Raw genomic sequence first — 14,368 nt, 5'->3', positions numbered from 1 at the left:
AAACCAAAAAGGAGAGGTGCCCGGCGAGGACGCATTCGGGGCTGGGGTTTAATCGATGCGCCCCGGCCGGGCCGTTTGACGCGGCGGCGTCAAACGGCCCTCTATACTTCCTGCAAATTGGGCGTCGTTTTGGCTGAAATGCGGCACTGACGAGGTGCTTTCAGGCGTGGGAAAGAAATTGTGAGCCGTCTGCCGTCTTGCAATTTGGTGCGGCTGAGGCAAACTGTCATTCTCCTGTCATGAGATAGCCCCTGGGGGATTGATGACTGATCAGCCGGATTTGCGACACGGCGAAAACCGCTCCGCCGATACGAATTCCTCCGTCGTCGTCGATCTCAGGGAATACAAACAGAGCAAGGACCCGCTGCCGGTGACCTTCCATCGCCGGGAACTCGATGCGATTCTCTGGATCTATGGGCGCATGGTTGGCGAGGGCGAATGGCGCGATTACGCCATCGACCACTTGAAGGACAAGGCGGTTTTCTCCGTCTTCAAGCGCTCCGGCGAGATGCCGCTCTTCCGCATAGAAAAGGATCCAAAGCTGGCCGCCAAGCAGGGCGCCTTCTCGGTGGTCAACACCAACGGCATGATCCTGAAGCGCGGCCACGAGCTGCAGCAGGTGCTGAAGGTGTTCGACAAGCAGCTGAAGCTGGTGGAGAAGTAGTTTTTCTTCGTTAATTGCATGTTTGCGGAGGGTGCACCCCCCTCTGTCACTTCGTGACATCTCCCCCACAAGGGGGGAGATTGGTAACTCGCCGCACGTTCTTGCCCCAAGCGAATGTCGAATCTGCAGTTTGTTAATTTGGAAGGAACGAGCGTCAAACTCCCTACAATCTCCCCCCTTGTGGGGGAGATGTCACGACAGTGACAGAGGGGGGTATCAGAGGTGCGGCATATACGAGACCCGCTTTAACCTCCAAACAAAATCCCAGGATAGACCGACGGATCTGGATCTGTGCCGCTTCCCTCGCCGAGCGCCTTCTGCATCAGCATGGTATCCAGCCAGCGGCCATGCTTGTAGCCGGTGCCCTTCAAGAGCCCGACTTCGGTGAACCCCGCGGCGCGATGCACGGCGACGGAGGCCGGATGGGCGCCGCCGATGACGGCGATCATCTGGCGGAAGCCGAGCGTCTGACAGCTTTCGACGAGGGCATCGAGCAGCAGCCTGCCGACGCCGCGGCCGCGTGCTTCCGGCGCCAGATAGATCGAATCCTCCACCATCCAGCGATAGGCCGGGCGCGTGCGAAATGCCGAGGCATAGGCATAGCCCAGGAACTCGCCACCTCGGCCCTCTGCGACGATATAGGGATAACCCTTGTCGAGGATCGCCTGGAAACGCGCCGCCATTTCCTCTTCGGTCGGAGGGGTGAGTTCATAGCTCGCCGTACCGTTCAAGACGGAATCCCGGTAGATGGCGGTGATATGGGGGAGGTCGTCTGGGGTTGCGCTGCGAAGGCTGGCGGACATTGCTTCTATTGCCTGATCTGCTTGATATGACCGTCGCTATCAAATCGCAGGCCCGGCAGCCAGGCAAATAAAAAAGGCGGCCGAAGCCGCCTTTCCATTTCTTATTCATGCTGCGCGATTAACGGCGGTTGCCCATGAATTGCAGCAGGAACATGAACAGGTTGATGAAGTCGAGGTAGAGCGACAGGGCGCCCATGATCGCCTTGCGGCCTGCCATGGTGGCATCGTCGGCGGCGTAGTACATTTCCTTGATCCGCTGCGTGTCGTAGGCGGTGAGGCCTGCGAAGATCAGCACGCCGATCACCGAGATCGCGAACTGCAGCGCGGACGAAGCCAGGAAGATGTTGACGAGCGACGCGATGATCAGGCCGAAGAGACCCATCATCAGGAACGAGCCCATCGCGGAGAGATCACGCTTGGTCGTGTAGCCGTAGAGCGACAGCGCGCCGAAGGAGGCGGCGGTCACGAAGAAGGTCTGCACGACGCTCTGGCCAGTGTAGATGATGAAGATCGACGACAGCGACAGACCCACCAGCGCGGCGTAGACCCAGAAGGTCGTCGTCGCGGCGGCCACGCTCATACGGTTAATCCTGAAGCTCAGGAAGAAGACCATTGCCAGCGGTGCCAGAATGACCACCCACTTCAGCGGGCTCAGATAGATCGCCTGGCCGAAGGCCGTGATCTGTCCGTTCGAGAAAGCGAGCGAGAACGAGAGATAGGCGGCAACACCCGTGATCGCCAGACCCAGCGCCATCAGGTTATAGACCTTGAGCATGTAGGCTCGAAGGCCTGCGTCTATCATCGCACCGGATTGCGCATCGCTCTGCGCCCGGTTTTGGTAATTGCGAAAGTCAGCCATGTTTTCCTCTTTCAAGCTCCGATTTGGGTACGGTGTCGGGCCTTTCGGGCCCAGGCGCCGCTGCGGAGCTTCAGCATGCCTGCACAGAATATGAGGCTTTCAGGCCTTATACACAAGGGTCAAGCGGTCGGGCCGATGTTAAATCGGCGTAATATCGGGTCGATTCGTGATGTTCTGTCAATGCTTCGTGGGGTTAAAGCTCACGTAGCACGGGCGCCGCCTTTTGGCCGAGAATGCGCCAGGTGCCGATCAGCCCGATACCGACCGTCAGCACCAGAGCGATGACGAGCGTCGAGAAGGCGACATCGGGCAGGAAGGTCGAGGGCAGGTGCATGATGCGGCTGACGATGTACCAGGCCGATGCCGAGCCGGCGATCAATGCGAAGACGGCAGTTGCGGCACCCAGGATCAGATATTCGTAGCTGAAGGCGCGAATCAGCATGGCCCGCGTCGCGCCGAGCGTCTTCAAGATGACCGCGTCATGGGTGCGGGCACGGTTGCCGGCGGCAAGCGCGCCGGCAAGCACCAGCACGGAGGCGATGAGTGCGACCGAGGCGGCGGCGCGGATCGCGGTGGCGAGTTGTCCCACAAGCGTATTGACGACATCGAGCGCATCCTTGACGCGGACGCTGGTGATGGTCGGATAGGCATTGGTGACCCTTCGCAGGATCGTCGCCTCCTGTTCCGAGGTGGCGGAGGTATCCGTCAGCGTCGCGAGCCAGGCGTGCGGCGCGCCCTTGAAGGTATTGGGCGAGAAGATCATCACGAAATTGATCGACAGCGATTGCCATTGCACCTTGCGGAAGCTGGCGATCTTGGCGGTGACGTTGCGGCCGAGCACGTTGACGGTGACCTTGTCGCCGAGCTTCAGGCCGAGCGCCTTGCCTTCCTCCTCGGAAAAGGACACCTGCGGTTCGCCGCCATAATCCTTGTCCCACCATTTGCCTTCCGTAAGGGCGGCGTTTTCCGGCACGGTTTCGGCATAGGTGATGCCGCGATCGCCGCGCAGCACCCATTGCCCGGCGGCCGGCACCTTCATCCTGGTGACATCCTCGCCGTTGAAGGCGACGATGCGGCCACGCAACATCGGCGCTTCGACAAGCTTGCCCTTGGGGTCGATGTCGAGGACGATCTTGCGGAAGCCTTCCAGCTCCGGTCCCTGGATGTCGACGAAGAAGAAGTTCGGCGCCTGTTCGCTCATGCGCCCCATCAGCTCGCGGCGCATATTGCCGTCGATCAGCGTCAGCGTCACCAGGAGCGCCAGGCCGAGGCCGAGCGACAGCACGACGGACGAGGTCAGCGCGCCCGGCCGGTGGATGTTGCCGATCGCAAGGCGCAGCGCGGGCGAGCGCACCCGCGGGCTGCGGCGGGCAAGCCAGGAGAGCAGGGCGGCGACGGCGCGCAGCACGACGAAAGCGCCTGCGATCGAAACGACGAAGAAGATGGCGATGAAGCGGTCATAGGCGGTGACGATCGCCAAAGCCGCAAGCGCGGCCATCAGCAGGCCGGCGGCCAGCAGATAGGGCCAGCCGGGCAGGCGACGTGCCTCGAAGCCCTGTTCCCGGAACAGGGCCGTTGCCGGCACTTCGCGGGCGTGGCCGAGCGGCGGAATGGCAAAGGCAAGCGTCGTCAGCAAGCCGAACAGGGCCGCCAGTGTCAGCGCGCCGGGATAGAGCCGTGGCGCGGTCGAGATGGGCAGGAATTCGGCCATGAATTGTGAAGCAATCATGGGTGCGATGGCGCCGAGAACAAGGCCGACAACAATGCCGGCGAGCGCAATGACGGCGATCTGGATGAGATAGATCAGCACGACGACAAAGGCGGGCGCGCCCAGGCATTTGAAGGTGGCGATAGTGGTGCGCTTCGAGTCGAGAAAGGCACGCACGGCATTGGCGACACCGACGCCGCCGACGATGAGCGCCGCCAATCCCACCAGCGTCAGGAACTGCGAGAAGCGGGTGACGTTGTCGGCGAGCTGGGGCGCGGCGCGGTCGCTGCTGCGGATCGACCAGCCGGCTTGCGGGAAAGCGGCATTGGCACGGTCGCCGAGATTGCGAAGGCCGGTTGCGGGATCGGCGATGCGGATCTTGTAGGACTGCTCGACGAGGCTGCCCGTCGTAATCAGGCCGGAGGCGATCAAGGCGTCGCGGCTGGTGAGCAGGCGAGGGGCGAAGCCGAAGCCTTCCGAGACGGCGTCGGGCTCTGTCGTTATCGTGCCCGATATGCGCAGCTTGACGTTGCCCAACAGCAGATTATCGCCGATCTTGAGGTTCAGGCGTTCGAGCAGCAGCGGCGCGACGACGGCGCCATAGGCGCCGTCCTTGGCCGCGAGCAGGGTCGAGAGCGGCTGATTGGGGTCCGCCTCGAAGGTGCCGTATAGCGGATAGGCGTCATCGACCGCCTTGACCTCGACCAGCGCCTGGTCGGAGCTATCGGGCAATCGTGCCATCGAGCGCAGGCCGGTGGAGCGGGAGACTTTCCCTAAGCTTTGGAGATAGGCGAACTCTTCCGGCGTCGCCTCGCGATTGCGCAGCTCGAAACGGGCATCGCCCGATAGCAATGACTGGCCTTGGGTCGATATTGCGTCGGTGATCGAGCGGGAAACCGAGTTGACGGCGGCAATCGCGCCGGTGCCGAGCGCGATGCAGGCCAGAAAGATGTAGAAGCCGCCAAGGCCGCCGCGCAGTTCGCGCATGGCAAGACGGAAGGCGAGGGGCAGGCGCAGTCCCGCCGCGCTCATGCAATGGCTGCCTGGTTGGCGCGGGTGCGGGCGCTGTCGTTCTCGATTTCGCCGGAGCGGACGCGAATCTGGCGCGAGCATCGGGTGGCAAGCGCCGGATCATGGGTCACAAGCAGCATGGTCGTGCCGCGCTCGGCCTGCTGGGCAAAGAGCAGGTCGGCGATCTGCCGTCCGGTATCGGTGTCGAGATTGCCCGTCGGTTCGTCGGCGATGAGGACGGCCGGCGAAGGCGCCAGCGCGCGGGCGATCGCCACGCGCTGCTGTTCGCCGCCGGAAAGCTGGCCGGGATAGTGCGTGAGCCGCTCGCCGAGCCCCACCGCCTCCAGCTCCCGCCGGGCGATATCGAAGGCATCGCGGACATTGGCAAGCTCCAGCGGCACGGCGACATTTTCGAGCGCCGTCATGTTGGCGATCAGGTGGAAGGACTGGAAGACGATGCCGATGTTGCGGCCGCGGAAATCGGCGATACGGTCTTCGTTCAGGCTGTGCAATGGCGTGTCGCGGATCAGAAGTTCGCCACTGTCGAGCTTTTCGAGGCCGGCCAGCACCATGAGCAAGGTCGACTTGCCGGAACCGGAGGGACCGACGATGCCGACGGCCTCGCCCTCCATGATCGTCAGGTCGATGCCCTTCAGCACATGGACCGATGCGGCGGCGTTACCGAGCGTCAAATCCGCCTTCTTCAGCTCGATGATGGTTTTTGCCAATGCGAACGCCCTATATATCAGAGAACATCAAAGATAATGGCGGGCGTGATTTGGCCCGAGCAGCGAATTTAGGGAATGGATCATGAGATTTAAAGTTGCTGCGTTTCAATTCGCTGTCATCACTTTCGGTCTTTTGTTTGGCGCGGCAGCGGCTGCGAATGCGCGGACCATACAGCTGGTCGGCTTCGGCGACAGCCTGATGGCAGGCTATCAGCTGCCGCCCGGCGACGGATTTCCCGCCAAGCTGCAGGCAGCGCTGAAGGCCAAGGGGCTGGATGTGGCGGTTGCCGATGCCGGCGTTTCCGGCGACACGACCTCGGGTGGGCTCTCGCGCATAGACTGGTCGGTGCCCGACGGCACGGACGGCGTGATCCTGGAACTCGGCGCCAACGACGCGCTGCGCGGCATTCCGCCGGAGCAGACGGAAAAGAACCTCGAGACGATGATCGAGCGTCTGAGGGATAGAAAGATCCCGATCTTTCTCGCCGGCATGCTGGCGCCCCCGAATATGGGCGCCGACTATGCCGAGAAATTCAACCCGATCTACAAGCGCCTGGCCGATAAATACCAGCTTGCGCTTTATCCGTTCTTCCTTGATGGCGTTGCCACGCATGCGGATCTGCAGCTCTCAGACGGCATGCATCCGAACCCCAAGGGCGTCGATATCATGGTCGAGCATATCTTACCGGCCGTTATGAGTTTTGTAGGGATGATTGACGCAGGTGCGAAATAGATGCTTGCACCGACTGCAAATGCGTGATTCCCTACTTAAACCTGCAAGAGATTCGGGGAGTGCTCGTCATGCCGAGACTTTTTACCGCCCTCGAAATTCCGCGCAATGCGGCCATGAGCCTGTCATTGTTGCGCGGTGGTCTCCCGGGAGCCAGGTGGATCGACGTTGAAAATTATCACATCACTTTGCGCTTCATCGGCGATGTCGATGGCCGCACGGCTGATGAGATCGTCGACCGGCTGGACCGGATAGATCGACCTGAGTTCCAGCTTCGGCTGGAGGGCATCGGTTCCTTTGGTTCGAAGAAACCGCACTCGGTCTGGGCCGGCGTCTCGCAGACGCCTGATATGTTCGCGCTGCAAGGCGAAATCGAGCGCATCTGCCAGCGCATCGGCCTGCAGTCCGACCCCCGCAAGTTCACGCCGCATGTGACGCTCGCCAGGCTGAAATCCTCGCGGGTCGATGATGTCGTGCACTATCTCTCCGGTCGCGGCAACTTCTATACTCAACCGTTCACGGTCGGACGCTTCGTGCTTCTGTCCTCGCGCGAATCGGTCGGTGGCGGTCCTTATCTCACCGAAGAGATATTCCCGCTTCATGAGCCCCGCAGCAGCTTGCCCGCCTTGGGCAACAGCGCGCTGCAGCCGGCCAAGAGCATGGTATAGACAGCCTCGAAATCCTCACGGTCGCCGTAGTAGGGGTCGGGGATATCCTTGTTGCTGCCAAGCGCAAGGGTGTTGAACAGATGCAGCCTGCCGAAGGCTTCAGCGGGCGCTGTCTTGCGCAAGTTCTTCAAATTGTCTTGATCCATTGCCAGGATCAGATCGAACCTGCCGAAATCGGCTGATACGACGCGTCGGGCTCGCTGGCCCGATATATCGATGCCATGACCGGCCGCAGCCGCAATCGAGCGGCGATCCGGAGGCTCTCCCTGATGCCAGCCGCCGGTGCCGGCCGAATCGATTTCGAATTCGTCCGCGCGGCCGGCCTCGTTCGCCAGATGCCTGAATATGCCTTCGGCAAGGGGCGACCGGCAGATATTGCCGGCGCAGACGAAAAGTACCCTGTGACGATCCATGCTATCGTTCAACCGCTGGAGCTGGATGATTTTAGGTCGAATCGAGCTAAAATCATCCAGCTCCAGAATCAAGGGAGTAGAGCGTGATGTCGGCCGAAAACCGCCTACACTTTTCGGCATCACGCTCTGGAGAGGAGTGACGTGTCATGAAATACGAGAAGCTGGACCGCACGGCAATCGATGAAAATCTTGCAGAACTCTCAGGCTGGGCGCTTGCCGCCGACGGCCTTTCGATTTCGAAGACCTTCAAGTTCCGCAACTTCGTCGAAGCCTTCGGCTTCATGACGGAAGCTGCGCTTGCCGCCGAAAAATTCAATCATCACCCCGAATGGTTCAACGTCTATTCCCGCGTCGAGGTGAAGCTGACGACGCATGATGTCGGCGGTCTGACGGATCATGACGTCAAGCTGGCGAAGGCGATGGAGAAAGCGGCAGCGCGCCGGATCGATTGAATAGCGGCAAGCGATCACCATATGTTGACACGGCCCGGGCGACGGGCCTCGATAGAGGTGAATGGAATGGATGACATCAAGTACGGGGAAATCCTGATGCCTGGTGACGAAGAGGCCCAAAAGGAGCAAGAGACATCGGTGCGCAGAAAATTCTGGCCGACCTTGCGGAAGGCGGCTCGCCATATCCCGTTTTCACGCGATGTCGTGGCTGCCTTTTATTGCGCGCTCGACCCGCAGACGCCGACCCGCGTTCGCGGCATATTGCTCGCGGCACTTGGCTATTTCGTCATGCCCGTCGATATCATCCCCGATTTCTTTGCCGTCATCGGCTATTCGGATGACGTTGCGGTGCTGACGCTCGCCTTCAGCATGATCAGGGGGCATATCCGCCAGGAACATTACGACGCCGCCGACCGGGCTCTGGAGAACGAGCCCGATGCCGTGAAGACGGCCTGATGCCCATTTTGCGAGGCAGATCGGAATCCTCTCGGGTTTCCAGAGATTTATAAGATCCCCTGATTTTAGCGAGGTCAAATTCTTGCCTGAATCTTTCTGTCTTAAATCGAATCCGTTGGGTGGTACTCCACCATCCGGGTTTTCCAATTCCTTCTGGTGCCTTTCAAGCTTAGTGCGATACCTGGGTTGAAATGACACGGAGCCAGTGGCGGGCGGCGCTCCGTTGACGGTTTGGTAACCTGAATAAAGTCAAAATAAGGCAGCTCACGAGCATAGGCGTGCGTTAATCGAATCGCCATGAGCTCTGGACCGCAAGAAATCGGCAGGAAACCATGTTTGTAAAAAGCTTCGCAATCGCCCTCTCGCTCGTTCTGGCCGGAACCGGCATAGCGTCCGCGCAGACCAAGAAGCAGACGCAGGCAGCACCAGCAGCAGCACCGGCGGCTCCTTCTCGCATTCAGCAGTTCGACGCCTGGGGCGCCTATTCCTACCAGTCCGCTGCTGGCAAGGTCTGCTACGTCCTCTCCGTGCCGACTGCCAAGATGCCGGCGACGGGCATCGACCACGGCGACAATTTCTTCATCGTGTCGCAGCGGCCGGGCCAGAATATTTCCTATGAGCCGCAGGCGATGATGGGCTATCCCCTCAAAGAGAATTCCAAGGTCAATGTCGTCATCGACAACAAGACCTTCGTGATGTTCACCAAGGACAAGGCCGCCTGGGTCGAAAACGCCGCGCAGGAGCCCGCGCTGGTCGCGGCTCTGAAGTCCGGACATTCGCTCAAGGTCACAGCGACCTCGAAGAAGGGCACTGCCACCTCGTATACCTATTCGCTGAAGGGTGTGACTGCTGCCCTGAAGCAGATCGAAAACTGCAAATAAGATCGAGGACCGAGGGATCACGATAATGTGATCCTCCCGTTGCCGCGACCGCAATGAACAAGGCCGGTCATGTCGACCGGCCTTTCGCTTTTGAGGGCCGAACTTTGCTTTTGAGGGCCAAGCTTCGCTTTTGAGGGAAAGGGATGACGCGAGCGGAAATTAATGCTAAAGGCCGCGCCAACAGCAGGTGTCCGGCAGACAGCATGTCCCGCCACCGCATGAATCCTCAGATTTCCGTGCCTTGCCCGCATCCGCAGCTTTCGTCAGCTTTTGCGGCATCGCCGATGTGAACCGTTGGAATGATCCTATGTCCGCCACCGATGTGATAACCCCCTCCAAGATGAAGCCGATGCCGGTATCCCAGCCGGTCGAGCTTGCGCCGAAGCCATCGCTTATCGGCCTTACGCGCGAAGAGATGGGTGCGGCGCTCAAGGAAAAGGGCGTTGCCGACAAGCAGATCAAGATGCGCGTCAGCCAGCTCTGGAACTGGATCTATGTGCGCGGCGTCTCCGATTTCGATGCCATGGCGAACGTCTCGAAGGACATGCGGGAAATGCTGAAGACGCATTTCACCATCGCGCGCCCCGAAATCGTCGAGGAGCAGGTCTCCAACGACGGCACCCGCAAGTGGCTGCTGCGCTTTCCGCCGCGCGGCGCCGGCCGTCCCGTCGAGATCGAGGCCGTCTATATTCCGGAAGAAGGCCGTGGCACGCTGTGCATTTCCAGCCAGGTCGGCTGTTCGCTCACCTGTTCCTTCTGTCATACGGGCACGCAGCGCCTCGTGCGCAACCTGACGGCGGAAGAGATCCTGTCGCAGCTGCTGCTGGCACGCGACCGGCTCGGCGATTTCCCGGACCGCGAAGCGCCGCAGGGCACGGTCATGCCGGCTGAGGGACGCAAGGTCAGCAACATCGTCATGATGGGCATGGGCGAGCCGCTCTACAATTTCGACAGCGTCAAGACGGCGCTGCTGATCGCATCCGACGGCGACGGCCTGTCGCTTTCGAAGCGGCGTATCACCCTTTCGACCTCGGGCGTCGTACCGGAAATCTACCGCACCGGCGAAGAAATCGGCGTGATGCTGGCGATTTCGCTCCATGCGGTGCGCGACGACCTGCGCGACATGCTGGTGCCGATCAACAAGAAGTATCCGCTGAAGGAGCTGATGGACGCCTGCCGGGCCTATCCGGGCCTGTCGAATGCGCGGCGCATCACCTTCGAATATGTGATGCTGAAGGGCGTCAACGACAGCCTTGAGGATGCCAAGGGACTGATCCAGCTCCTGAAGGGCGTTCCGGCCAAGATCAACCTGATCCCCTTCAACCCCTGGCCCGGCACGAACTATCAGTGTTCGGACTGGGAGCACATCGAGAAATTCGCCGATTTCATCAATTCGGCCGGTTATGCCTCGCCGATCCGCACGCCGCGCGGCCGCGATATTCTCGCCGCCTGCGGTCAGCTGAAGTCGGAATCCGAGCGCATGCGCAAGACGGAGCGATTGGCATTCGAAGCGATGATGATCGCCAATCACGGCGAGGATTGAGATCGATGCTCCTTGGACTGCGCAAGCCGATACGCCTCCTGTGGGGCTATCTCGCCGCTTGCGTTCTGATGGGCTTCGTGCTCGCCTGCGTTGCCGCCTGGACCGTGCCGGAAACGGCGGCGCCCGAGCTTTTCGTCCTGACCATTGCGCTGACGAAAGTGGCGATGATCGTCAGCATCCTGCCATCCCTCGTGGTCATTCCGATTCTGGAATGGCGCGGAATGCGCCGATGGTACGGCTACGCGATCTTTGGCGCGACGCTGTCGGCGGTCGCTTCCATCCTGATTTCGGGCGGCATAGAACGGCCGCAGACGCTCAATCTGATCACTATTGCCGTCTGCTTTGCCTTCTTGGGTGTCGCAAGCGCCACCGTCTATTGGTGGATCGCCGGCCGGTTTGCGGGGCGATGGTCCGTTCTCAGCGAGCCTGAGTGAAGAAGATCTTCACCGCGAAGATCGAGAAGACGCTGGCAAAGGTGTAGTCGAGACCGCGCATGACGCTGCGGTTCCGCTGCAGCCAGGACGACAGGCCGTCGGCGGCGAGAATGACCAGCACATTCACCGGAATGCCGATGACGATGAAGAAGAAGCCGAGGAAGAGCAGCTTGTGCGCGACGGCGGGATCGCCTACGGTGACGAACTGCGGCAGGAAGGTCATGAAGAAGATGATGACCTTCGGATTCAGCAGATTGACCCAGAAGCCGTTCGAGATGTTGGCGAAGGGCGTCTTGCCGACGGCATCGACTTTCTTGACCGACAGGTTGGACCCGAAGCGGATCGCCTGGATCGCCAGCCACAGCAGGTAGGCAGCGCCGCCCGTCTTCAGCACGGTGAAGGCGACCGGCGAGGCGGTAATCAGCGCGGAAATGCCGAAGGCCACCAGGCAGGTGTGGACGACGACGCCGAGCGTGGTGCCGAGCACGACGAAGAGCGCCGCCTTCTTGCCCTGCGCCAGCGCACGGCTGATCGACAGCGTCATGTCGGGGCCTGGCGTCATTGCCAGCAAGAGGCTTGCTGCCGAAAAGGCGAGAAGGGTCGGCAGGCTGGGTATGAAGTCCATAGGATGCTCCGAAAGCCGGATGGGGAATGCATTTTTCTCTTATCCGGCTTTCGGGGGATTGCAAATCAATCCTTCTTTTCCAGGAATGCCTTGAATTGATCGGCGTAGTCGGGATGCCAGCGCGACAGCGGAGGGCGGTTCTCGACGATATCGCCGGCGGCCCAGAGCATGCGGCGTTCGTCTGTCGGACGGGCGACATCGTTATCGGGGCAAAGGATATAGAAATCGCCACGCTTCAGGCTCTCGACCATGAACTCGACCGTCTGCTCCGGCGTCCAGGCTCCGGCGGGCTTTTCCTTGCGCTCGCCCTTGGTCAGGCCGGTGAAGACGAAGCCAGGGATGAGGAGATGGGCGGATATCTTGGCGCCTTCCGTATTGCGCAATTCGTGCTGCAGCGCTTCGGTAAAGACCTTCACGCCGGCCTTGGAGACATTGTAGGCGGGGTTGCCCGGCGGCGTGGTGATGCCCTGCTTCGAGCCGGTGTTGATGATAAGGCCTGGTTCGCCATGCGCCAGCATGCCCGGTCCGAAGACGCGCGTGCCGTTGATGACGCCGAGCAGGTTGACGCCAAGAATGGCGTCCCAGCCGCCTTGCGCGCTGAAGATAGAAGTTTCCGGGCCGATGCCGGCATTGTTCATCAGCACATGCACGCGGCCGAAGCGCTGCAGGACGGCCCGCTCCAGCGCTTCCAGCGCCTCCTTGCTGGCGACGTCGGTCTCGACGGCCAGAACGTGTTCTTCGCCCGTGATCGTCTTCAGCTCGGCGCTCGCTTCCGCCAGCCGGTCGCCGCCGAGATCGGCAATGACGACGCTCATGCCGAGCGAGGCGAAATATTTAGCGGCCGCAAAGCCGATGCCGGACGCGCCTCCGGTGATGACGGCAACATTGGATTTCTTGAAAATGTCTTGAATATCGGTCAAAGGCGTGCCCTCCAGGCATTGCTTGCTCGCCGGCGAATATGGCGCTTTCCGAAAGCGTGTCAAACTCGTCCGAGGCGGCGATACGGCGCCTCCCCTTGCGCCTCCCGATAATCTCGCTAAAAGTTCCGCGATACAGGTTTGCGGGCCTCTCCCCTGGCTCGCCTTCAAACGGAACTCATCATGGCATCACATAAAGACGTGAAGAAAGTCGTTCTCGCCTATTCCGGCGGTCTCGACACCTCGATTATCCTGAAGTGGCTGCAGACGGAGCTGGGCGCGGAAGTCGTCACCTTCACCGCCGATCTCGGCCAGGGCGAAGAGCTGGAGCCGGCGCGCAAGAAGGCCGAACTGCTCGGCATCAAGGAAATCTATATCGAGGACGTGCGCGAGGAATTCGTGCGCGATTTCGTCTTCCCGATGTTCCGCGCCAATGCCGTCTATGAAGGCGTCTATCTGCTCGGCACCTCCATTGCCCGTCCGCTGATCTCCAAGCATTTGATCGAAATCGCCAGGAAGACCGGCGCCGATGCCATCGCGCATGGCGCAACCGGCAAGGGCAACGACCAGGTTCGTTTCGAACTGTCGGCCTATGCGCTGAACCCGGACATCAAGATCATCGCTCCGTGGCGCGACTGGTCGTTCAAGAGCCGCACCGACCTGCTCGAATTTGCCGAAAAGCACCAGATCCCGGTTGCCAAGGATAAGAAGGGCGAAGCGCCGTTCTCCGTCGACGCCAACCTGCTGCACTCCTCGTCAGAAGGCAAGGTTCTGGAAGATCCGTCGCAGGAAGCGCCTGAATACGTGCATATGCGCACGATTTCTCCCGAAGCCGCTCCCGACAAGGCGACGATCATCAAGGTCGGCTTCGAAAAGGGCGATGCCGTGTCGATCAACGGCGAGCGCCTGAGCCCCGCAACCCTGCTTGCCAAGCTGAACGATTACGGCCGCGACAACGGCATCGGCCGTCTCGACCTCGTCGAGAACCGCTTCGTCGGCATGAAGTCGCGCGGCGTCTACGAGACCCCCGGCGGCACGATCCTGCTCGCAGCACACCGCGCCATCGAATCCATCACGCTCGATCGCGGTGCCGCGCACCTCAAGGACGAGCTGATGCCGCGCTATGCCGAGCTGATCTATTACGGCTTCTGGTTCTCGCCGGAACGCGAGATGCTGCAGGCCCTTATCGACAAGAGCCAGGAACATGTCGAAGGCGAAGTGACGCTGAAGCTCTACAAGGGCAATGTCATGACGATCGGTCGCGAAAGCCCGAAGTCGCTCTATTCCGACAAGTTGGTCACCTTCGAGGACGACCAGGGCGCCTACGACCAGAAGGACGCGGCCGGCTTCATCAAGCTCAACGCTCTGCGCCTGCGGACGCTCGCCAAGCGCAACCTGTCGAAGTAATTCACGACACGCGAAAAGCCCGCTTCCGGTCGCCGGGGGCGGGCTTCCTTTTGGAGGAAACGGCCTGGA

Annotated in this window: 16 protein-coding genes; 9 read left to right on the top strand and 7 right to left on the bottom strand. The window is 60.9% G+C overall.

Annotated elements, in window-relative coordinates; translation table 11 throughout:
* Positions 1 to 262: 262 nt before the first annotated feature.
* On the top strand, positions 263 to 664 hold the full coding sequence (locus ACIQWP_RS18855; RefSeq protein WP_402790334.1) for a DUF2794 domain-containing protein: 402 nt from the start codon (positions 263 to 265) through the stop codon (positions 662 to 664).
* 245 nt (positions 665 to 909) lie between these two features.
* On the opposite strand, the gene ACIQWP_RS18850 is transcribed toward ACIQWP_RS18855, so the two are convergent.
* The 4 genes from ACIQWP_RS18850 to ACIQWP_RS18835 form a co-directional block, all read right to left on the bottom strand.
* Positions 910 to 1,467: a GNAT family N-acetyltransferase gene (locus ACIQWP_RS18850; protein WP_402790331.1), complete on the bottom strand. Its 558-nt coding sequence runs from the start codon at positions 1,465 to 1,467 to the stop codon at positions 910 to 912.
* A gap of 118 nt (positions 1,468 to 1,585) precedes the next feature.
* Positions 1,586 to 2,326, bottom strand: a complete 741-nt coding sequence (locus ACIQWP_RS18845) for a Bax inhibitor-1/YccA family protein (protein WP_402790328.1) — start codon at positions 2,324 to 2,326, stop codon at positions 1,586 to 1,588.
* Positions 2,327 to 2,519: 193 nt separating this feature from the next.
* Positions 2,520 to 5,066, bottom strand: a complete 2,547-nt coding sequence (locus ACIQWP_RS18840) for an ABC transporter permease (RefSeq protein ID WP_402790325.1) — start codon at positions 5,064 to 5,066, stop codon at positions 2,520 to 2,522.
* The gene (locus tag ACIQWP_RS18835; RefSeq protein ID WP_402790322.1) at positions 5,063 to 5,773 is read right to left on the bottom strand and encodes an ABC transporter ATP-binding protein; all 711 of its coding nucleotides are present in this window, start codon (positions 5,771 to 5,773) and stop codon (positions 5,063 to 5,065) included. Before ACIQWP_RS18835 ends, ACIQWP_RS18840 begins: the two co-directional genes overlap by 4 nt.
* A gap of 82 nt (positions 5,774 to 5,855) precedes the next feature.
* Here ACIQWP_RS18835 and ACIQWP_RS18830 point away from each other — a divergent pair, with 82 nt between their 5' ends.
* Positions 5,856 to 6,506, top strand: coding sequence for an arylesterase (locus tag ACIQWP_RS18830; protein WP_402790319.1), 651 nt, complete (start codon positions 5,856 to 5,858; stop codon positions 6,504 to 6,506).
* A gap of 68 nt (positions 6,507 to 6,574) precedes the next feature.
* On the top strand, positions 6,575 to 7,171 hold the full coding sequence (thpR, locus tag ACIQWP_RS18825) for an RNA 2',3'-cyclic phosphodiesterase (protein WP_402790316.1): 597 nt from the start codon (positions 6,575 to 6,577) through the stop codon (positions 7,169 to 7,171).
* Here thpR and ACIQWP_RS18820 read toward each other — a convergent pair.
* Complete coding sequence (locus ACIQWP_RS18820) at positions 7,102 to 7,584, bottom strand: low molecular weight protein-tyrosine-phosphatase (protein WP_402790313.1); 483 nt, start codon at positions 7,582 to 7,584, stop codon at positions 7,102 to 7,104. The genes thpR and ACIQWP_RS18820 overlap by 70 nt on opposite strands.
* A 146-nt stretch (positions 7,585 to 7,730) precedes the next feature.
* Here ACIQWP_RS18820 and ACIQWP_RS18815 point away from each other — a divergent pair, with 146 nt between their 5' ends.
* From ACIQWP_RS18815 to ACIQWP_RS18795, 5 genes are all read left to right on the top strand, one after another.
* Positions 7,731 to 8,036: a 4a-hydroxytetrahydrobiopterin dehydratase gene (locus ACIQWP_RS18815; RefSeq protein WP_402790310.1), complete on the top strand. Its 306-nt coding sequence runs from the start codon at positions 7,731 to 7,733 to the stop codon at positions 8,034 to 8,036.
* A 66-nt stretch (positions 8,037 to 8,102) separates the two neighbouring features.
* A complete protein-coding gene (locus tag ACIQWP_RS18810) occupies positions 8,103 to 8,492 on the top strand; it encodes a YkvA family protein (RefSeq protein WP_402790307.1) in 390 nt (129 codons plus the stop codon).
* Positions 8,493 to 8,824: 332 nt separating this feature from the next.
* Positions 8,825 to 9,373, top strand: a complete 549-nt coding sequence (locus tag ACIQWP_RS18805) for an invasion associated locus B family protein (RefSeq protein ID WP_402790304.1) — start codon at positions 8,825 to 8,827, stop codon at positions 9,371 to 9,373.
* A gap of 307 nt (positions 9,374 to 9,680) precedes the next feature.
* Complete coding sequence (rlmN, locus tag ACIQWP_RS18800; protein ID WP_402790301.1) at positions 9,681 to 10,916, top strand: 23S rRNA (adenine(2503)-C(2))-methyltransferase RlmN; 1,236 nt, start codon at positions 9,681 to 9,683, stop codon at positions 10,914 to 10,916.
* Between the two features lie 5 nt (positions 10,917 to 10,921).
* On the top strand, positions 10,922 to 11,350 hold the full coding sequence (locus ACIQWP_RS18795) for a hypothetical protein (protein WP_402790298.1): 429 nt from the start codon (positions 10,922 to 10,924) through the stop codon (positions 11,348 to 11,350).
* Here ACIQWP_RS18795 and ACIQWP_RS18790 read toward each other — a convergent pair.
* Together ACIQWP_RS18790 and ACIQWP_RS18785 are read right to left on the bottom strand one after the other, a co-directional pair.
* Positions 11,334 to 11,975, bottom strand: a complete 642-nt coding sequence (locus ACIQWP_RS18790) for a LysE family translocator (RefSeq protein ID WP_402790295.1) — start codon at positions 11,973 to 11,975, stop codon at positions 11,334 to 11,336. The two genes, ACIQWP_RS18795 and ACIQWP_RS18790, sit on opposite strands and share 17 nt — an antisense overlap.
* A 65-nt stretch (positions 11,976 to 12,040) precedes the next feature.
* Positions 12,041 to 12,895, bottom strand: a complete 855-nt coding sequence (locus ACIQWP_RS18785; protein ID WP_402790292.1) for an SDR family NAD(P)-dependent oxidoreductase — start codon at positions 12,893 to 12,895, stop codon at positions 12,041 to 12,043.
* A 180-nt stretch (positions 12,896 to 13,075) separates the two neighbouring features.
* Here ACIQWP_RS18785 and ACIQWP_RS18780 point away from each other — a divergent pair, with 180 nt between their 5' ends.
* Positions 13,076 to 14,299, top strand: a complete 1,224-nt coding sequence (locus tag ACIQWP_RS18780; RefSeq protein WP_402790289.1) for an argininosuccinate synthase — start codon at positions 13,076 to 13,078, stop codon at positions 14,297 to 14,299.
* Positions 14,300 to 14,368 lie beyond the last annotated feature (69 nt).

The organism is Rhizobium sp. NPDC090279 (assembly GCF_044769665.1).
In the GTDB taxonomy this organism is placed as follows: Bacteria; Pseudomonadota; Alphaproteobacteria; order Rhizobiales; family Rhizobiaceae; genus Rhizobium.
Note: the sequence above shows the minus strand (reverse complement) of the source record. Positions and strands in the feature narration are given on the sequence as shown.